The following is an 18766-nucleotide window of genomic DNA, read 5'->3' as shown; positions in this document are numbered from 1 at the left end:
GAGGTTGATAACTAATGGGGAATATTGAAAAAATTACTATCAGCCTTAGGGGAATAAAAAAGCTGTATAAGGTGGGAGACCAGGAGGTGGCGGCCCTCAATGGCATCGATCTTGACATTAAGGAAGGGGAATTTGCTGCTCTTATGGGGCCATCAGGCTCAGGCAAGTCAACGCTTATGAATATTCTGGGATGCCTTGACCGCCCCAGTGTAGGATCCTACAGACTGGATGGTCAGGAGGTGGCCCACCTCAGTGACGATATGCTGGCCAAGACCAGAAATCAGAAAATTGGCTTTGTTTTTCAGAATTTCAATCTGCTTTCCAGAATTTCCGCCTTGGAAAATGTGGCCCTGCCTTTGGTGTATGCCGGGGTGGACTCAGATGAGCGGGAGGAGCGGGCCATGTATTTTCTGGAGCAGGTGGGTCTGGCGGATCGGGCGGACCATCAGCCCAACGAGCTTTCAGGTGGCCAGCGCCAGCGTGTGGCCATTGCCCGCGCTCTGGTAAATGATCCCCAGATTATCATGGCGGACGAGCCAACAGGCAATCTTGATACCAAGTCCACCAAGGAGATAATGGAAATATTCCAGTCCATGCACGAAAAGGGACGTACCATTATTTTGGTAACCCATGAGCCGGATATAGCAGTATGTGCCAGCCGTCAGCTGCTGGTACGTGATGGTGTTATTACCAGAGATGAAGGGAAGGGCGTGGTTTTGGATGTTGTTTAAGGAAAGCTTTTCCATGGCCTTTACAGCCCTTTTGGCCAATAAAATGCGTTCCCTTCTCACCATGCTGGGCATAATCATCGGCGTTGGTGCCGTTATTGCCATGGTTTCTGTGGGTATGGGTGTAAAAAGCGACGTGGTAAGCAGCATTTCCTCACTGGGAAGCAATATGCTTATCGTATCCCCTGGCTCCACCGACCGAGGCGGTATCCGTGGGGCGGCGGGCTCCCGCACCAATCTGAAATATGATGATGCATTGGCTATTAAGGAGAAGGCAAAGAATATCGATTTCGTATCTCCTTCTGTGTCCCGTTCCTACCAGATTGTCTACGGCAATCAGAACTGGAATTCCTCGGTAATGGGTGTGACCCCTGAATACATGTCCATCCGTTCTCTGGAGGTGGGCACCGGATCCTTCATCACAGAAAATGACAATAACAAGAGAAACCGTGTGGCGGTTATCGGCAGTACCGTTGCCACCAATCTTTTTGGCACCAGCAATCCTGTGGGACAGAATATTCGCGTCAACAATCAGCCCTTTAAGGTAATCGGAGTTCTGGAAAGCAAGGGCCAGTCCTCAATGGGCCAGGACCAGGATGACGTGGTTATTGTGCCACTTACCACTGCCATGGAGCGCCTTATGGCCATGGATTATGTGTCCTCAGTAAATATTCAGGTGTCTGATTCCAATAAAATGGATCAGGTTCAGGAGGATATCGAGGTGCTGCTTCGTCAGCGTCACAAAATCATCGGTGGCAAGGCGGATGATTTTAATGTCCGCAATATGACAAGTCTTATGGAAACCATGAATCAGACCACCACCATGCTTACCATTTTGTTGGGCAGCATTGCGGGAATTTCCCTGGTGGTAGGTGGCATCGGCATTATGAATATAATGATGGTGTCAGTTACGGAGCGTACCCGGGAGATAGGTATCCGCAAAGCCTTGGGTGCCACCTTCCAGAATATTATGATGCAGTTTTTGATAGAATCCGTGGTAATCGGCGTAATCGGCGGCATTATAGGCATTGGCATTGGCTGCGGCCTGTCCATGCTGGTGGGGAAGTTTGGCAATTTCACCACGGTTATTACTCCGTTGCCTGTTTTTGTGTCCTTCAGCTTCTCCGTGGGTATCGGCCTGTTTTTTGGCATTTATCCTGCCAGGAAGGCTGCCAAGCTGGACCCTATTGAGGCTTTAAGGTACGAGTAAGTTTCCAAATAAAAAAGTTGTGGATGCATTTGCATTCACAACTTTTTTTATGTCATTTAATTTTACTTTGTATCTGACTTATTTTGCGTTATATTCCACAATCTTGATGCCCCGATGCTCATTCAGGTCAATGATATTGTCCTGGTCAATCTTGATAAGTGGATGAATGGCCAAATCATCAGGATAACGGAGGATGGTGCCGGTGAGGCCGTTGTTGAGAACTACAGTGGAGCCCAGGAAGGCATCCTTGATTCTCTTCAGTATTACGACGCAGATTTCAGGGTCCAGCTTGCTGTACATGAGCTCTGTAATCTTGGCAATGGCCGCAAACGGTGTCTGACGGACAAAGCCCTCGCGCTCTGTGGTAATGTTGTCGTAAAGATCAGCAATGGCAATAATACGGGCAAACTGATGAATTTTGTCACCGCTGATACCATCCGGAATGCCGGTGCCGTCCATTGCCTCATGGTGCTGCAGTGCGGCCTGCTTTATTCCCTCGGAAAGCTCAGGGCTGGTGGCCAGAATCTTGTAGCCATCGTATGTATGCTGCTGATATGCCTCGAAATCTTCACCCTTGAGGGTTTCCACCTGGCGGTTCTGTAATCTTTCAGGGAAATGAACCTTACCAATATCGTGGAGGAAGCCGGCAGTAATCAGATCGGTTACCTGTCTGGATGGCATGAGCAGCCATTTGCCGATAACACCTGCCAGAATGGATACGCGAATGGAGTGGTTATATACGTCATCAGCCATGTGATTGAGCTCATAGAGATAATCAATGGCACCGCTCTGCTTGGACATAGGCATCAGGTCTTCCTTAACCAGCTCCTTGGTCTTTTCCGCCGGAACCTGATTATCCTTCAGGGTGGAGGTAAAGATATCGTTTACCTCGTGAACTACCTCCCGATACTGGGCTGCAAATGCGTTGCTGCGATTGAACATCGCCATAACATTCTGGTAGTTCGGGCTGAGTTCATATTCATCCTTAACGTAAACGTAAGGAACGTTAAGGAATTCCAGTCTGGTAATGTGAGCCTTGGTCAGCAAAGTATTTTCTGACAGAACAACAACCATGTCATCGTTAAGTATTGTACGGGCCAGTTCCATACCCGGTTCTAATTCGCTAATAGTTAATTCTTTCATACACAGCCCCTCCGTATTCAATATTTACCCTTGTACATTTCTATATCATACAATAAAAATCCTACTTAAATGTGAAAAAAACTAAAAAATAATTTATAACTGGACAAAAGTCGGGGAAAATGTACCAGAAATTTTAATATTTTATCATTTTTCTCTTGCAATACATTAACGAACTAAAGTATAATATGCGTATTGAAAATGCAATTATTTATTTCAAAAAGGAGTGTATTGGTTTATGAAGAAGATTTTGGCTATTTGCATGATGCTGGTTCTGGCTATGGCGGCTCTGGCCGGCTGCGGCAATGACACAGCAAAGAAGGATGCCACACAGAAGATTGTGGTTGGTTTGGACGACAACTTCCCACCTATGGGCTTCAAGGATGAAAAGAATGAAATCGTAGGTTTTGATATTGATCTGGCCAAGGAGGCTTCCAAGCGTCTGGGCTGTGATGTGGAGTTTAAGGCCATTGACTGGAACTCCAAGGAGGCTGAGCTGAAGAGCGGCCGTGTGGATGTTCTCTGGAACGGTCTTGATATCACCGAGAAGCGCAAGGAAAATATGCTTTTCTCTGACCCTTACATGAACAACCGTCAGATTGTTTTCGTAGCCACCAACAAGGGAGTAAAAATTGCTTCCGAGGCAGATCTGGCCGGCAAGGTAATCGGTACCCAGAGCGGCGGCACCTCCGAGGAATATTTCGAGGGCAAGAAGGAACTGAAGTCTTCCATGAAGGAAGTAAAGTATTATCCTGATTTCATCAATGCATTTATGGATCTGGAAAATGGCCGTATTGATGCGGTAGTAGGTGATGAGATTATCGGCCGTTACTACATCAGCAAGCACCCTGAAAAGATTACTGCCATTGATACCGTTATCGGCGATGTAAGCCAGTTCGGCTTTGCCTTCCGCAAGGATGACCAGGCTCTCCGTGACAAGGTACAGAAGGTCTTTGATGAAATGATCAAGGACGGCACTGTGGCCAAGATTTCCGAGAAGTGGTTCGCAAAGGATATTACTCTTAAGAAGTAAGCCTTCCCCTCTGGGGAAGCACCCTTCGGGTACTAGGCTTCGCCGTCGGTGCCTACACTCAGTGACCGGATGAGGTTCATAAAAGGACTGTTGCATGTTTGCAATAGTCCTTTTTTTGATGTAAAATATATAGGCTTGATGCTTTGCTACGGTAAAGCGCAAAATTGATAAAATAATTTAAAAGGGGTTTCAAATTAATTATGGATAATTTGATGCACACTGTTGTCCTGATGCTGGAAGGCACCCAGGTCACATTGCAGATATTCTTTATTACGCTGATTTTTTCATTGCCGCTGGGATTGCTGGCTGCCTTTGGGCGCCTGTCCTCCCTGAAGCTGGTAAGCCGCTTTATGGAATTTTACATCTGGCTTATGCGTGGCACTCCTTTGATGCTGCAGCTGCTTTTCGTTTATTTTGCCCTGCCAATGGTGGGCATTATGCTGCCGGATCTGGTGGCGGCTCTTTTGGCCTTTACCCTGAATTATGCCGCCTATTTTGCGGAGATTTTCCGTGCTGGCATTCAGTCAATTTCCAAGGGCCAGTATGAGGCGGCCAAGACCCTTGGCATGACCCACAAGCAGACCATGCGCCGCATTATTATTCCACAAATGATCCGTTATGTGCTGCCTCCTGTAAGCAATGAGACAATTAATCTGGTAAAGGATACTTCCCTCATTTATATACTGGCCATGAACGACCTGCTGAGGGTGGCCCGTACCATCGTACAGCGGGAGTTCGACATGACACCTTTTGTGGTGGCAGCAGTTTTCTACCTTATTATGACAGCCGTACTTACATGGGGCTTCAAGAAGCTGGAGGCATATTATGGAAAATATGACAAATAATGATGTAATGCTGCGGCTGACGCAGATTCATAAGCGCTTTGGTGACCTGGAGATTTTAAAGGGCATCAATCTGGAGCTGAAAAAGGGTGAGGTAATGGCAGTTATCGGCCCATCCGGCTCCGGCAAGAGTACCCTTCTTCGCTGCATTAATCGCCTGGAGGAGATTGACTCGGGGAAAATCGAGATCAAGGGCCGGGTGCTGGCCCAAAATAACGGGGAAAACGTGGCGGAATACGTTTCCGAAAAGGAATCACGGAATATTCTCTCCTGCACCGGCATGGTGTTCCAGCAGTTTAATCTCTTTCCCCACATGACCGTTATGCAGAATCTTCTGGAGGCCCCGGTACAAGTGCAGAAACGGAAGAAGGAGGAGGTAATTCCCGAGGCGGAGGCCCTCCTGAAAAAGGTTGGTCTTTTGGAAAAAAAGGACTGGTATCCTTCCCGTCTTTCCGGCGGTCAGCAGCAGCGTGTGGCCATTGCCAGGGCCCTTTGCATGAAGCCGGATATTATGCTCTTTGATGAGCCAACCTCCGCCCTGGATCCGGAGCTCACTGGGGAAGTGCTGAAGACCATGCGGGAGCTGGCTGATGAGCACATGACCATGATGGTAGTTACCCACGAAATGAACTTCGCCAGAGAGGCGGCCAGTCACGTGGTATTTGTGGAGGGTGGCGTCATTGTGGAGGAGGGGCCTGCCCGTCAGGTCATTGACAACCCACAGGAAGAGCGGACACAGGCTTTCCTCAAGAACATGCTTTAATTTTTCAGAATTATATGATAAACTTTCTAGTTAGAAATTTATTCTCATATATTATATTAGAAGAAATTGGAAATTTTAGCGTGTTTTAGGGGCGTAAAAGCCCGTTTTTGGGGGAATATATATTATGCATTTTCTTAAGGCTAAGGGCATTTTTCTTCATTTTGCAGGGATAATGCTGCTTTTGGCTGGTTTTCTTATGTTTTTTGCTTCCTCAGAAGCACAGGCAGCCACCTTCGCCCAGCGTATGGCCAATATGGCGGAGATTAAGGATATACGTGTAAGCTCCAACGGGGACAGAGCCCGTATTGTACTGGATACCACGAAGGATGTTACCTTCAAGACCAGTGTCCTCAGCAATCCTCAACGTATAGTAGTGGATATTCAGGGGGCCTGGATCAGCTCGGATTTAAAGAAGACTATTAACGTGGGCAGCCGCTTTGCCAAAAGTGTACGGCTGGCCCAGTTTGACCCTAATACAGTGCGGGTGGTTATTGAAAGCTCCATGAACGAGAGCAACCGAAATTTCTTTACCCTTAACGGGGGAGACACAGGGCATCGCCTTGTTTTGGATTTCGGTAATGTGAGCAAGGGCTCAGGAGGGGCGGCCATAGATTTTGGCAAGAAGGGCTCCGAAACCGGCAATAAGGATAATACGCAGCCATCATCGGGGGATGATACCATTACACCTTCCACCAACCCTGAAGAAAATAAGGACAAGAAGGAAGAGGTTATCCCTGTTGTGGAGCCTGAATTTACTCCCGGCATCAAGGGGAAAAAGATTACCATTGATGCAGGTCACGGTGGCAGCGATGTGGGTGCCATTGGACCAACAGGGGTTACAGAAAAAAGCATTACTCTTCGCATTGCCCAGGAGCTGCAGCGTCAGCTGAAAGCAGAGGGGGCCGAGGTCATTATGACCCGCATCAAGGATACTGAGGTATCCCCAAAGAGAGGCAAGGCAACGGATATTGAGGAGCTTCAGGCCCGTTGTGACGTAGCCAACAAAAATAATTCGGACATATTTGTTTCCATTCACATGGATTCCTTTACCAGCAGCAGCCCAAGCGGTACCACTGGTTATTACTATGGCAAGGGCACCAAGGCCTCTGTCCGGTTGGCCCAGTGTATCTCTGATGGGGTGGTATCAGCCCTTTCCACAGGCCATAGAGGAGTCAAGAGCTGTAATTTCTACGTTGTAAGACACACCACCATGCCGGCTGTTCTGCTGGAGACCGCCTTTATTTCCAATGAAAAGGAAGAAAGGCTGCTGAATTCCGATGCGGGCATTAAAAAGGCCGCTTCCGGTATTTTGGCGGGAATCAGAAAATTCTTTGGCTAATGGAAAATTTGATAAATTATATAATATGAAAATATGTGAGGTTGAGTGATTTGGAATTTACCTTTTCTGATGAACAATTTAATGAAGTAATTGCGGAGCAGAAGGCAGAGCGCATGAAGAGCCTTCGTCGTCATAAGCTTCCAGCCAAGCTGACTTTGGAGGAGGCCCTTACCGCCCTTACCAAGACAGAGCTGGAGGATATACAGTATAATTTGAATCTTCCCGTTGCTGCCAACATCAACCGCGTAAAGAAGGCGGAGATGGTGGAGGCAGTAATGCCGGAGGTTATTAAGTTCGCCCAGCGCTGGTTTGTCAGTGCCTTTGAGGACCAGAAGGACGTTTTCGACTATGCGTGCAAGAACAAGGGGTTAGCCACTGATCTGCAGCTTGATGATGGCCGTCTGGATTATCTCCGTGGTATCGGCATTATGTACTGCGGCCTTTCTGATGGCAAGCTGGTATGGTATATGCCAAAGGAAATCCAGAAGGAGTACAGCAAGATTAATAATGCTGCCTTCCAGCAGGCAACTGCCCTCAATACGGAGGTTATCCGTCTGGCCTCCGGCCTGGTATTCTATTACGGCGTAATGGATTACGATCAGCTTTATGCCAAGGTTTGCGAATATATTGACGATGAGCTGGAGTTTGCTGATTTTATCGGCATTATCCTTAACGGTGGCTGCTGGTATGACAATATTCAGGCCGGCAAGCATGAGCTCATGTATTCCGAGCTGATGAATGTGGAGGCCCTGCAGTCAGCGCAAATGCAAAATACCACCATTGATTATGCTGAACTGCCATACGATAAGGTGTGGGATGCGGGGCAGGAATCCTACGTGGAGTCCACGGGTGCCTACAGGGCATTGGCCCAGTTCCTGATGAACAAGTGTAATTTGGACGTTCTCCAGGCCGCAGAGGCTGTCCGTTCCATTAATATTATTATCCAGAATGGTTATGGTATGAAGGAAATCGTGGGCTTTTTGAAGGACCAGAAGCTGGTGCTTCCGAAGCTGGAAGAGACCCAGGAGCTGTATGGCCTCATCGGCCGCTACAACAAGACCCTGCCTAAATGGGTTCTGAAGGGGCATACAGAGGACGAGCTGGCAAATATGCCACGTCAGACTGTAGTGCGCGGTGGCAAGAAGGTTGGCCGCAACGATCCGTGCCCTTGTGGCAGCGGCAAAAAGTACAAGAATTGCTGCCTTGACAAAAATTACTAAAAAAATTCAAAAAATGCTTGCATTTTATTTTGAAATGCAGTATTATATCACTTGTCGACGTCACCGACACAAATGATTCCTCGATAGTTCAGCCGGTAGAACGACGGACTGTTAATCCGTATGTCGCAGGTTCGAGTCCTGCTCGAGGAGCCAATGGCGCGTTGGTCAAGTGGTTAAGACACCGCCCTTTCACGGCGGCTTCACGGGTTCGAATCCCGTACGCGTCACCATTAAAAAATAGAGGGGATTACCCAATCCCCTTTTATACGGGCGCTTAGCTCAGCTGGGAGAGCGTCTGCCTTACAAGCAGAATGTCAGCGGTTCGATCCCGTTAGCGCCCACCATTTAAAAATCAAGACTACTATTTTTAGTAGTCTTTTTTATTTGTCCATTTGCTTTTTTCATAGAGCTTTACTACAATGAAATAAAGGGGGGGAATTTTTATGGACACTCAGGAACGTCGGGACCTGCTTTTGGAAGCGTTGAAGCAGGCCAAGGGACCTCTTACGGGAGGGTATCTTTCCAAGAAATTTAATGTTAGCCGCCAGATTATTGTGGGGGATATCAGCGTAATCAGAGCCGGCGGTGTTACTGTATATGCCACCCCAAGGGGCTATGTGCTGCCGGAGGATGGGGAGGTTCACGGCATAGTGGGGATTATTGCCTGCAAGCACGGCCCGGAGCTTATGCGACGGGAACTGGAGATTATTGTGGACAATGGTGGCTATGTGCGGGATGTTATTGTGGAACACCCACTTTACGGTGAAATAAGGGCTGATCTGATGCTGAGAAACCGCCATGATGTGGAGGTTTTCGACAGCCGAATGAAGGAATGTGCGGGAATGCCCCTTTCCATTGTGACCCAGGGGGTGCATCTCCACACCATAGAGGTGCCGGATCAGGCCTCACTGGAGCGTATCAAGGCCCAGCTCAGGGCGGAAAACATCTGCGCCAACAAATAGAGCAGTATTTTTTCAGCTAATAATCAGATGATATTGCTATTATATAGGGCAGTAAGGGGGGAGAAGCATGTCCTTCTTAAGTGATTTGTGGCACAACTTTGTGCTGAAGGACCGTACCACAACTGAAAAGGGCTATGTCAGTGCCGTGGAAAAATCGGAGCTGGTGGGCTGCAAGGGCATTGTGTCCCGGGAACTGAGGCCCGCGGGAACGGTTATTATTAACGGTGAGCCTGTGGACGTGGTCTCCGAGGGGGATTATATCCCCAAGGGACAGGAGGTCAAAGTTATTGCTGTTAACGGCAACCACGTGGTTGTCAGATAATATAAAGTTGAAAGGGTGTATTTTATGGACGAAATTTTTGATTTTTTAATGGATTTCAGTGGTCTGTGGATTTTCCTGGCCATTGTATTTCTCTTTGTATTTTTGCACTTTGTGCCTCTGCGCCTGTGGATTGCAGCCAAGGCGGCCAACGTGCCCGTGGGAATCTTTACTCTGGTAGGTATGCGCCTGCGTCAGGTTATTCCTTCCCGCATCGTATATCCTCTTATTAAGGCAAACAAGGCTGGTCTTAGCGTGGAGGTTAACCAGCTGGAGGCCCATTTCCTTGCCGGCGGTAATGTGGACAAGGTGGTAGATGCCCTTATTGCTGCCCACAGAGCCCAGATACCACTTCCTTTTGAGCGCTCTGCCGCCATTGATCTGGCTGGCCGTGATGTGCTGGAAGCTGTACAGATGAGCGTTAATCCAAAGGTTATTGAGACTCCTGTGGTTTCCGCTGTGGCCAAGAACGGAATTGAGCTGCGTATCAAGGCAAGGGTTACTGTCCGTGCCAACATCGACCGCCTTGTGGGCGGTGCCGGTGAGCCAACTATCATCGCCCGTGTCGGTGAGGGTATCGTTACCACTGTAGGTTCCTCTGTGAGCCACACCGATGTGCTGGCAAATCCTGATGATATTTCCAAGACAGTGTTGGGCAAGGGCCTGGATGCAGGTACTGCCTTTGAGATTCTCTCCATTGATATTGCCGACGTTGATGTGGGCAGAAATATCGGTGCCGAGCTTCTGACTGATCAGGCCGAGGCCGACAAGCGCATTGCCCAGGCCAAGGCTGAGGAACGCCGTGCTATGGCCGTAGCCAAGGAGCAGGAGATGAAGGCCTATACCCAGGAGATGGAGGCCAAGGTAGTAGAGGCCCAGGCAGAGGTGCCACACGCCATGGCTGAGGCATTGAAGAACGGCAATTTGGGGGTAATGGATTATTACAATCTTAACAACGTAAAGGCTGATACTGATATGCGTGACAGCATCAGCCGCAGTGCCGATGACAGTCCACTGACCCCACCACCAATTAAGTAAGCAGGTGAAATGCTATGGATTATGTTATTCCAATAGTGGTATTTGCCTTTATGGTTATACTGGGCAATGTGCTGGACAAAAAGAAGCCACCGGCCCAGCCTATTCCAAAGGACTGGACACCGCCGGATATAGGCAGGCCCCAGGAGCCGCCTCCGCCCCAGCACAGACCTCATCATCCCAATGAGTATGCCCAGGTCCATAATCCCTATCAGGAGTATCTTACCCGTCATACGGACGATTATGAGGAAAAGCATGTGGAACCGCCCCAGGACCCTTCCTATACCACGGAGCATAGGAGAAAGCCCATGAGTGGTATGGCACAGGCCGTAGTCTGGGCGGAAATATTGGGAAAACCAAAAGCAAGACGTAACAGAATAAGGTAAATAAAGATAATTTAAAACGGGGCTGTTCCCTGATGAAAGTCATCAGCTGGGACAGTCCCGTTTTATTGCAAAAGTGAATCGGTCTGGTCAACCCGGTCCGATTTTTACTTTCGCCCAAAGGCGAAGATTTTTACCATAAGGAAGGTAATTGGTATTCCAAGTATTGCAGCTATAAGGTAGCTGACAATTGGCGGATAGTCCAGCCAGTTGTAGAATATTATTACGATGATATTCTGAATGATATAGTTGGGAATATAGGATATAAAGAATTTGACAAATCGGCTTACGGACAATGTATCATGGAAGACAAAGCGGCTGTTCATCCAGCAGGCACAGAGATTAGCCAAAATGTAACCAATGTTGAAGGTGAGATTGGCATCGGTTATAAGGAAGGAACAGAGCCAGGCCAGAAAAGTGCAGTTAAAGGTGTTGATACAGCCAATAACCAAAAAAAGGAAAAATTCCTTGGTTAAAAAGTGATGTTTTGTTTGTTGGATTAATTTCATTATGCTCCCCTTTGGAATTTTGTGTTGAGAAAAACTCCCGCTGCTATTATAATATTTAGGTATTAAATAGTTAGGGTATTTTGTACTGGATTAAAAAATAGAAAAGAGATAACCATGAAGATTATATCAGTTGTTGTTCCTGTATACAATGAAGAAGATAATATAGAGCATTTTTATGAGGCCATTGTTGACGTGTTTGACAAGCTGGACTATGAATTTGAGCTGGATTTTGTGGATGACGGCTCCAAGGACCGCAGCCGTGAAATACTGCGGGAGCTGGAAAAGAAGGATTCCAGGGTTCAGTCCATTTTCCTTGCCAAAAACTCTGGCCATCAGCTGGCCCTCACCTGCGGCCTTGATCACGCCGACGGTGATGCGGTTATTATGATGGATGGGGATATGCAGCATCCTCCAGAGCTGATTCCTGAGCTGCTTGCCAAGTGGGAAGAGGGCTATGAGGTGGTGCAGACCATCCGCAAGACCACGGAAGGGGTTTCAGCCGTGAAAAAGCTGACCTCGACCTATTATTACAAGCTGCTGAACATGGTTTCCACCGTACATATTCAGGAAGGTGGGGCAGATTTTCGCCTTATGGATCAGGTGGCGGTAAAGGCCTTCCGCCGTTATCGTGAGCACGCCCGCTTCATTCGTGGGATGATAGGTTCCATGGGCTTCAAGCAGACCTATATAGAATTTGTGGCCCCAAAGCGCTTTGCGGGGGTTTCCAAGTTCTCCCCCAAGAAAATGCTTCATTTGGCCATTGATGGTGTAATGGCCTTTTCCACCTTGCCATTGCGTATGGGCATGTATATTGGTGTTTTCTGCGGTTTCATAAGTATACTGCTGTTTTTGCACGTTTTGGTATCAAAATTTGTCTATGATGATGCGGTAGCTGGTTGGGCTACCATTACGGCCTGCATAGTATTCTTCGGGGGCATGCAGCTGACGGTGCTGGGCATTCTGGGAGAATACATCGGCCGCATTTACGAGGAAGTTAAAAACAGACCGTTATACCTCGTCGGCCGCGGTCGTCCCAAGGATGAAGAATAAATTAAATAAAGTGTTGTAAACTGCCTTTGGAATATTGTTTTCCACCAGAAAAGGGATTCCCTGTCCTCGGGGAATCCCTTTTCTGGTGTGTGTGTATTATATTTAGGAGAGTTACGGCTTTTTTCAAAGCCTGGATATAATATAGCATAAATGAAAATGATTTTCAATACCCAAATGAGAAAAAATTTCAAAATTTTTTTGAGAAATTTAAAAATGGACTGACAGGCCAGGGAAATGCCCCGCTGTCAGTCCATTTTTACTATGAAAAGCCCTATGCTTTCATCTTGCTTATGCTATCAGATTTCTGAATGCTGTACGGAATCAAACATATCCGTAATTTCCTTGGAAGGCTCCTTATCCAGCTTGCTTACAATATAAATTGCAAGCAGGGAGAACAGGAAGCCCGGAATAATCTCGTAGAGGCCGAAGAGGGCAAGCTGCTTCCAGATAAGCACGGTAAGGCCACCTACACAAATGCCTGCCAGTATGCCGTTTCTGGTGGCCCTTCTCCAGAACAGGGACATAATCAGAGCTGGCCCAAAGGCGGCGCCGAAGCCGGCCCAGGCGTATGAAACCATATCCAGAATGAAGCTGTTCGGGTTCATGGCCAAGCCGATGGCCATGGTGGAAATAACCAGCACTGCAGTGCGGCTTACCCAGATAAGCTCACGCTGTCCTGCCTCTTTGCGGAAAACAGAGCGGTAAAAATCCTGTGAGAAGGCGGAGGCAGCCACCAGCAGCTGGGCTGATGCGGTACTCATGATTGCAGCCAATACAGCAGACATTATAAGGCCACCAACAAATGGGGTAAACAGCTCTTCGGTCATTACCAGAAATACTGTTTCAACCTTTGGACCCGTAAGAGTTTCCGTGAGATAAACGCTGCCCACAATACCAACGGCCACTGCTGCGGCCAGGGAAATTGCAACCCAAACCATGGCAATATGCATGGCACGGCTCAGTTCATTGGAGGACTTGATGGCCATGAAACGAATGAGAATATGTGGCTGGCCAAAGTAACCAAGGCCCCAGCCCATAAGGGAAATAAATTCAATGAAGGAAATGGTTGAACCATCAGGACCCATGAATGGATTGAAGAAGGTTGGATTCATAATGTTTACAGCAGTGGCTGTGTTGGATATACCACCCAAAGCATATACTGCCACGGAAGGAACCATAATAATGGCAAAGAACATCATAACGCCCTGAATAAAATCAGTCCAGCACACGGCCATAAAGCCGCCGGTGAGGGTGTAGAATACCACCACAAAGGCACCAAGAAGCACGGCTGTGGAGTAGTCCAGCCCAAAGAGGGTACTGAACAGCTTGCCACCGCTGACAAAGCCTGAGGAGGTATATATTACGAAGAAAATAATGATAAAAATTGCCGGGGCAACCCGCAAAATATTGCTGTTGTCATTGTAGCGGTTCTGGAAAAAATCCGGCAGGGTCAGGGAATTGTTGGCAATTTCCGTAAACTTTCTCAGTCTGGCCGCAATAAATTTCCAGTTGGCGTATGTGCCAATAGCCAGCCCCACTGCAATCCAGCCGGCGTTAAGCCCCGCCAGATATGCTGCGCCGGGGAGACCCATCAGCATCCAGCCGCTCATATCAGAGGCCTCGGCGCTGAGGGAGGTTACCCATGCCCCCAGCTTTCTGTTGCCTATGATATAGTCGTCCATGTTGTTTGTCTTCCTATAATAATATAATCCGATAAACATCATCAGGCCCAAATATATAACAAAGGCCGAAATTATTAATATATTATCCAAATGTTATTCCTCCTATATCAAAACATAATACTTTCCTATTATACAAAGAAGAATTCCTTTTTGGCAAATCGGATTTTAAAGAATGATAAATAAAATTGAAATCAAAGAAGGATTTTTTAATTTTTTAAAGAATTTTAATAGTTAATAACCCTTCAAAGTGTGGGGCGGTTGGGACGTTTTTCCTTGAATTGCCCTGCTAATTTTTGTATACTAGAAGAAACACATATAGTTTTTTCGTAGTTTTAGAAGGATTTTCACTTTTTTGGCGAATATTTATAGTGAGAGTAAAATACACGAAAAGCGCAGGTGATTGTTTGTGGAAAAAGTCAAGGTTATGGTAGTTGATGATTCAAGGATTAGCCGTATGATGGTTAGCTCCATGCTGGCCAAGACTAATTTTGAAGTATGCGCAATGGCTGAGAATTCTGCTGAGGCAGTAGCTCTTTATGCTAAGACTAAACCAGATGTTGTTACCATGGACATGAATTTGCCGGATGCAGATGGTATTGAGTGCACCCGTCGTATTCATGCGATAGATCCAAAGGCAAAGATTGTTATGATCAGTGCCATGAAGGATGCCAAGCTGATTATGCAGGGCCGTATGGCCGGTATCGGTTCCTTCCTGCAGAAGCCAGTCAGCACAAATGAGCTGATTGATACGCTGATGATTATGTGTAATGAGAATGTTGGTGCAGTGGCCGTTTACAGGGAGTCCTATGTGACAACCTTTGCCAAGGTGCTCCAGCAGAGCCTTATGTCTCTCTTTGGTATTCAGAGTGAGATTGAGATTGCCCAGAATGAGGATTCTGTCCTCAAGGTGGACGGCGTGGCAGCTGTTATTGGTATTGTTGGTGAGCCTAAGGGCAGGGTGGCTCTTTATATGGATTCCGATACCATGTACAATTTGAGCAAGGCCATGTTGGGCATGGATCCACAGGATGATTTGTCTGCTGATGAGGCAGAGGCTGCTATTGAAGAGGCAGGTAATATTATTACAGGCCGTGCTGTTTCGCGGGTAAATGACGTATTTAAGGACAAGGAAATGCGTATTACGCCGCCGGGGACAGTTATTGGTTCGGATATTATTCTGTCCAATCCTGAGCTAATTTCGTTTAATGTAAAAGCTAAGACCTCTTATGGGGACGTACATATGAATGTTGGTTTTGCGAGGGGAGTATAACTTATGGATGTAAAACTGGTTAATCCGTTTATCGATGCATTTACGACTGTACTTCCTCAGATGGGCTTCCCAACACCACAGCGTACAGGTATGACCGTAAATAATCAAAACGCAGTAAGTCAGGGCGTAGCTGTAATTGTTGGTTTTACCAAGGAAATAAGAGGAAACGTCGTTTATAATATGAGTGAAGACACCGCAAAGTTTATAGCTTCCACCATGATGATGGGGATGCCGGTGGAGAACTTTGATGAAATGGCCCAGAGTGCCATTTCCGAGATGTCCAATATGCTGACTGCCAATGCGGCCACCAATCTGACGGCCCTGGGCCTGGAGGTGGATATTTCCACCCCGTCCCTTACTGTGGGTTCTGATTTTCAGATTAAGATCAGCAATGAGCAGTATCTGTGTGTTGTGATGGATGTCAGCGGCCACCAGGTGGAAATTGATATTGCGGTTCAGCAGTAAGCTCATAAGAAAAAATAAGATTCAAGGGATTGCTTCGGCAGTCCCTTTTCAATTTGGCCGGCTGGGGAAATATTATCCTGAAAACGGGTGAATATTATCCTGAAAAATATTAATAAATTTCTTGGCAATAATATGTCTTTTGGGTATAATAGGTATAGTTTTGTTTAAACGCAGAACCGAATATATGTTCTGCAATTAGTAAGGACGAAAAGGACCATTATGAACAAGGTTAAAGTGGTTACCTCCGGCTTTCAGAAGGACCTGAAGGGCCAGAGGGAAAAGGTTGCCCACTTGGCTGAAGGCCAGTATTATTTCCGCAATAAAAAGCATTACATTAAATATGATGACAGCGCCATGGACAAGGAGAATGTTATTGCCACCACCATCAAAACTGATGGTGACAGGCTCACCCTCTTCCGTCGTGGGGCGGTGGATACGGAAATGACTTTTTCCCATGGTGAAATGACCCGTTCCATGTACCATACCCCTTATGGGCCCATGGAGCTGGAAATAAATACCAGACAGCTGGAAATACACATGGACGAAGTAGGAGCCAACGGTGAAATTGACCTCTTTTACGATTTGACCGTTAACGGGTCACCTGTTGGTGAGTACGAGCTTCATATAAAAATCAGCAGATCGGATAAATAAGATCTGCTGAAAAGATAGATATTATATAGATAAACAGATTAATAAAAAAGTTTGGGAGGCTATGAATTTTGGATATTAAGGATACTTTATTAGCCGCTATTGAGGAGGCTGCCAAGGCTGCTATTGCCGATGGTGTTTTCCCGGAGGCGGAGTTGCCAAATATTATTCTTGAGGTTCCGCCAAAGAAGGAAATGGGAGATTTTGCCACTAACTTCGCAATGCAGTCCGCCAAGGCCTTTCGCATGAATCCAAGAAAGATTGCGGAGGAGGTAACTGGCCGCATCAAGGGTGATTGGCTGGAGCGTGTGGAAATAGCCGGCCCGGGCTTTATTAATTTTTTCCTGAAGGCCAATGTTCTTTATGATGGACTTAAGGCTATTATGGACCGTGGTGAGAACTTTGGTCAGCTGCCAAAGAAGGATATGAAGCCGGTTCAGGTGGAATATGTAAGCGCAAACCCTACGGGTCCTCTCCACGTGGGTCATGGCCGCGGTGCTGCAGCAGGCAGTGCTCTTGTTAATGTAATGAGAGCTGCAGGCTACCCTGTAACCTCTGAGTATTATATTAATGACGCGGGAAATCAGATTAATAATCTGGCCCTTTCCGTTGACCACCGTTATTTGGAGCTTCTGGGCAAGGCCACTGAGGATACCTTCCCGGAGAACGGCTACCACGGTGCAGATATTATTGATACTGCCCAGCGCATTATCAAAAAGGACGGGGACAAGTACCTTAATATGTCCGAGGAGGAGCGCCTTGATATCTTCAAGGAGCTGGCCTTAAAGGAAAAGCTGGCAGCCCTGAAGGAAGATCTGGCGGCATTTAACTGCGAATTTGATGTATGGTACAGTGAGCGTACTCTCCATCCGGATAAGGTGAAGGCTGCCGTTGAGGTGCTTCAGAAGAATGGCAAGATTTATGAGGAGGGCGGCGCTCTCTGGCTTAAGTCTACGGATTATGGTGATGACAAGGACCGCGTTGTAATTCGCGACAACGGTGTTCCTACATATTTGGCTGCGGATATTGCTTATCACAAGGATAAGTTTGAGCGTGGCTTCGGCAAGCTGATTAACATTTGGGGCGCAGACCACCATGGCTATATCTGCCGTGTAAAGGCAGCCATGAGTGCTTTGGGCTTCAATGCTGATGATTTGGATGTACTTCTTCTCCAGATGGTTCGCCTTCTGAGAGGCGGCGAGCTGGTTAAGCTCAGCAAGCGTACTGGTCAGACAGTTACATTGGCGGAGCTTATTGAAGAGGTTGGCACCGATGCTGCCCGCTATTTCTTCATTATGCGTTCCATGGACAGCCAGCTTGACTTTGATCTTGATCTGGCCAAGTCAAAAAGCAATGAGAATCCTGTTTATTATATTCAGTATGCCCATGCCCGTATTTGCAGTATTTTCCGTCAGGCCCAGGAAACTGGTCTTAAGGTTACTGATGGGGTTGATCTTTCACTCCTTAAGGATGAGACTGAGATTGATATTATCAACAAGCTTCAGGAGTATGAGGAAGAAATTGAGCGTGCGGCGGCAGAATATGCACCACAGCGTATTGCCCGTTATGCCTATGAGCTGGCAGGCAAGTTCCACAGCTTCTACAATCAGTGCCGTATTTTAGGCGTTGATGACAAGCTGGCTGAGGCACGTCTGGCCCTGGTAACTGTTACTGCCCATACCATTCGTCATGCTTTGGGAATTTTGGGAGTTTCTGCTCCGGAAAAGATGTAAGAAATTTTGATTTTAATATATAATATAAGGAGATTTTTAAAGTGGATTATTTAAAGAGTACCGATGTAGAAGTTGCTGCTTATATTCTGGCAGAGCATAACGCTGATCTTGGCAATGTGGTGGATTCCTCCGCTTATGAGCCAATGTATTTCAAGGATCTGATTCTTGAGGTTATTAAGAGAAAGAAGAAGCCTGTTCAGTCTCTCCCAGAGGCTATTTCCGAGATTTACACCCAGATTAACATGGACAGCCGCTTTACCTATAGAAATGATGGCATGTGGGGCCTCACTGAGTGGTACCCTGTTGAGAAGAAGAAGACTGCCCGCAGTGTCCGCACTGTATCCAAGGAGACTGCTGCTTCTGAAAAGAAAAAGGCCAACGACACCCACAAGTTCGAGAGCATTCAGGAAAATATGTAATTTTTGTGTATAGGAG

The 18766-nt window shown here is 47.0% G+C and carries 20 protein-coding genes and 3 tRNA genes; 20 read left to right on the top strand and 3 right to left on the bottom strand.

What is annotated here, in order from left to right; genetic code table 11:
• The first annotated feature begins 14 nt into the window (after window positions 1-14).
• Window positions 15-731, top strand: a complete 717-nt coding sequence (locus T525_RS0112125; protein ID WP_027407397.1) for an ABC transporter ATP-binding protein — start codon at window positions 15-17, stop codon at window positions 729-731.
• Entirely contained in the window at window positions 721-1938 is a 1218-nt protein-coding gene (locus T525_RS0112120; protein ID WP_027407396.1) for an ABC transporter permease, read from the top strand. Before T525_RS0112125 ends, T525_RS0112120 begins: the two co-directional genes overlap by 11 nt.
• 78 nt (window positions 1939-2016) lie before the next feature.
• Here the strand turns inward: T525_RS0112120 and T525_RS0112115 are convergent, their stop codons facing one another.
• Window positions 2017-3081, bottom strand: a complete 1065-nt coding sequence (locus T525_RS0112115; RefSeq protein ID WP_027407395.1) for an HD-GYP domain-containing protein — start codon at window positions 3079-3081, stop codon at window positions 2017-2019.
• A gap of 235 nt (window positions 3082-3316) precedes the next feature.
• Between T525_RS0112115 and T525_RS0112110 the strand changes: the two genes are divergently transcribed.
• The 12 genes from T525_RS0112110 (at window position 3317) to T525_RS0112055 (ending at window position 10977) form a co-directional block, all read left to right on the top strand.
• Window positions 3317-4111: an amino acid ABC transporter substrate-binding protein gene (locus T525_RS0112110; RefSeq protein ID WP_051533580.1), complete on the top strand. Its 795-nt coding sequence runs from the start codon at window positions 3317-3319 to the stop codon at window positions 4109-4111.
• A gap of 200 nt (window positions 4112-4311) precedes the next feature.
• On the top strand, window positions 4312-4956 hold the full coding sequence (locus T525_RS0112105) for an amino acid ABC transporter permease (protein ID WP_027407393.1): 645 nt from the start codon (window positions 4312-4314) through the stop codon (window positions 4954-4956).
• Window positions 4937-5716 (top strand): amino acid ABC transporter ATP-binding protein, encoded by a 780-nt coding sequence (locus T525_RS0112100; protein ID WP_304412566.1) that lies wholly within the window; start codon window positions 4937-4939, stop codon window positions 5714-5716. The genes T525_RS0112105 and T525_RS0112100 overlap by 20 nt, the downstream gene beginning before the upstream one ends.
• A gap of 124 nt (window positions 5717-5840) precedes the next feature.
• Window positions 5841-7055, top strand: a complete 1215-nt coding sequence (locus T525_RS0112095; protein WP_037325651.1) for an N-acetylmuramoyl-L-alanine amidase — start codon at window positions 5841-5843, stop codon at window positions 7053-7055.
• Between the two features lie 50 nt (window positions 7056-7105).
• The gene (locus T525_RS16645) at window positions 7106-8275 is read left to right on the top strand and encodes a YecA family protein (protein WP_037325650.1); all 1170 of its coding nucleotides are present in this window, start codon (window positions 7106-7108) and stop codon (window positions 8273-8275) included.
• A 77-nt stretch (window positions 8276-8352) separates the two neighbouring features.
• Window positions 8353-8428 (top strand) — tRNA-Asn (locus T525_RS0112085).
• A gap of 2 nt (window positions 8429-8430) precedes the next feature.
• Window positions 8431-8505, top strand: a tRNA-Glu gene (locus T525_RS0112080).
• A gap of 38 nt (window positions 8506-8543) precedes the next feature.
• A tRNA-Val gene (locus T525_RS0112075) sits at window positions 8544-8619 on the top strand.
• A gap of 99 nt (window positions 8620-8718) precedes the next feature.
• Window positions 8719-9237, top strand: coding sequence for a transcription repressor NadR (locus T525_RS0112070; RefSeq protein ID WP_027407389.1), 519 nt, complete (start codon window positions 8719-8721; stop codon window positions 9235-9237).
• 67 nt (window positions 9238-9304) lie between these two features.
• Window positions 9305-9559, top strand: a complete 255-nt coding sequence (locus tag T525_RS0112065) for an NfeD family protein (RefSeq protein WP_027407388.1) — start codon at window positions 9305-9307, stop codon at window positions 9557-9559.
• Window positions 9560-9607: 48 nt separating this feature from the next.
• On the top strand, window positions 9608-10594 hold the full coding sequence (gene floA, locus T525_RS0112060) for a flotillin-like protein FloA (RefSeq protein ID WP_027397358.1): 987 nt from the start codon (window positions 9608-9610) through the stop codon (window positions 10592-10594).
• Between the two features lie 14 nt (window positions 10595-10608).
• Window positions 10609-10977, top strand: a complete 369-nt coding sequence (locus T525_RS0112055; RefSeq protein WP_027407387.1) for a hypothetical protein — start codon at window positions 10609-10611, stop codon at window positions 10975-10977.
• Window positions 10978-11081: 104 nt separating this feature from the next.
• On the opposite strand, the gene T525_RS0112050 is transcribed toward T525_RS0112055, so the two are convergent.
• A complete protein-coding gene (locus tag T525_RS0112050) occupies window positions 11082-11483 on the bottom strand; it encodes a GtrA family protein (RefSeq protein WP_027407386.1) in 402 nt (133 codons plus the stop codon).
• A gap of 114 nt (window positions 11484-11597) precedes the next feature.
• On the opposite strand from T525_RS0112050, the gene T525_RS0112045 reads away from it, so the two are divergent.
• Window positions 11598-12533, top strand: coding sequence for a glycosyltransferase family 2 protein (locus T525_RS0112045; RefSeq protein WP_027407385.1), 936 nt, complete (start codon window positions 11598-11600; stop codon window positions 12531-12533).
• A gap of 296 nt (window positions 12534-12829) precedes the next feature.
• Here the strand turns inward: T525_RS0112045 and putP are convergent, their stop codons facing one another.
• Entirely contained in the window at window positions 12830-14257 is a 1428-nt protein-coding gene (gene putP, locus T525_RS0112040) for a sodium/proline symporter PutP (RefSeq protein WP_051533609.1), read from the bottom strand.
• 364 nt (window positions 14258-14621) lie between these two features.
• On the opposite strand from putP, the gene T525_RS0112035 reads away from it, so the two are divergent.
• The 5 genes from T525_RS0112035 (at window position 14622) to rpoE (ending at window position 18750) form a co-directional block, all read left to right on the top strand.
• The gene (locus tag T525_RS0112035) at window positions 14622-15485 is read left to right on the top strand and encodes a response regulator (protein ID WP_027407383.1); all 864 of its coding nucleotides are present in this window, start codon (window positions 14622-14624) and stop codon (window positions 15483-15485) included.
• 3 nt (window positions 15486-15488) lie between these two features.
• Window positions 15489-15950, top strand: coding sequence for a chemotaxis protein CheX (locus tag T525_RS0112030; protein WP_027407382.1), 462 nt, complete (start codon window positions 15489-15491; stop codon window positions 15948-15950).
• Window positions 15951-16169: 219 nt separating this feature from the next.
• The gene (locus T525_RS0112025; RefSeq protein WP_027407381.1) at window positions 16170-16601 is read left to right on the top strand and encodes a DUF1934 domain-containing protein; all 432 of its coding nucleotides are present in this window, start codon (window positions 16170-16172) and stop codon (window positions 16599-16601) included.
• Between the two features lie 68 nt (window positions 16602-16669).
• Window positions 16670-18331, top strand: a complete 1662-nt coding sequence (gene argS / locus T525_RS0112020; protein WP_027407380.1) for an arginine--tRNA ligase — start codon at window positions 16670-16672, stop codon at window positions 18329-18331.
• Between the two features lie 41 nt (window positions 18332-18372).
• Window positions 18373-18750 carry a DNA-directed RNA polymerase subunit delta gene (gene rpoE, locus T525_RS0112015; protein WP_027407379.1) on the top strand — a complete coding sequence of 126 codons (378 nt, stop codon included), beginning with the start codon at window positions 18373-18375 and terminating at the stop codon, window positions 18748-18750.
• The last annotated feature ends 16 nt before the right edge of the window (window positions 18751-18766 follow it).

The sequence above is a fragment of the Anaerovibrio sp. RM50 genome (genome assembly GCF_000622005.1).
Lineage (GTDB): Bacteria > Bacillota > Negativicutes > Selenomonadales > Selenomonadaceae > Anaerovibrio.
This window is presented reverse-complemented; position numbering and strand designations above follow the sequence as displayed.

Coding starts and splice junctions, on each gene's coding strand:
- T525_RS0112125 (WP_027407397.1), top strand. CDS start 15: ATGGGGAATATTGAAAAAATTACTATCAGCCTTAGGGGAATAAAAAAG.
- T525_RS0112120 (WP_027407396.1), top strand. CDS start 721: ATGTTGTTTAAGGAAAGCTTTTCCATGGCCTTTACAGCCCTTTTGGCC.
- T525_RS0112115 (WP_027407395.1), bottom strand. CDS start 3,081: ATGAAAGAATTAACTATTAGCGAATTAGAACCGGGTATGGAACTGGCC.
- T525_RS0112110 (WP_051533580.1), top strand. CDS start 3,317: ATGAAGAAGATTTTGGCTATTTGCATGATGCTGGTTCTGGCTATGGCG.
- T525_RS0112105 (WP_027407393.1), top strand. CDS start 4,312: ATGGATAATTTGATGCACACTGTTGTCCTGATGCTGGAAGGCACCCAG.
- T525_RS0112100 (WP_304412566.1), top strand. CDS start 4,937: ATGGAAAATATGACAAATAATGATGTAATGCTGCGGCTGACGCAGATT.
- T525_RS0112095 (WP_037325651.1), top strand. CDS start 5,841: ATGCATTTTCTTAAGGCTAAGGGCATTTTTCTTCATTTTGCAGGGATA.
- T525_RS0112070 (WP_027407389.1), top strand. CDS start 8,719: ATGGACACTCAGGAACGTCGGGACCTGCTTTTGGAAGCGTTGAAGCAG.
- T525_RS0112065 (WP_027407388.1), top strand. CDS start 9,305: ATGTCCTTCTTAAGTGATTTGTGGCACAACTTTGTGCTGAAGGACCGT.
- floA (WP_027397358.1), top strand. CDS start 9,608: ATGGATTTCAGTGGTCTGTGGATTTTCCTGGCCATTGTATTTCTCTTT.
- T525_RS0112055 (WP_027407387.1), top strand. CDS start 10,609: ATGGATTATGTTATTCCAATAGTGGTATTTGCCTTTATGGTTATACTG.
- T525_RS0112050 (WP_027407386.1), bottom strand. CDS start 11,483: ATGAAATTAATCCAACAAACAAAACATCACTTTTTAACCAAGGAATTT.
- T525_RS0112045 (WP_027407385.1), top strand. CDS start 11,598: ATGAAGATTATATCAGTTGTTGTTCCTGTATACAATGAAGAAGATAAT.
- putP (WP_051533609.1), bottom strand. CDS start 14,257: ATGATGTTTATCGGATTATATTATTATAGGAAGACAAACAACATGGAC.
- T525_RS0112030 (WP_027407382.1), top strand. CDS start 15,489: ATGGATGTAAAACTGGTTAATCCGTTTATCGATGCATTTACGACTGTA.
- T525_RS0112025 (WP_027407381.1), top strand. CDS start 16,170: ATGAACAAGGTTAAAGTGGTTACCTCCGGCTTTCAGAAGGACCTGAAG.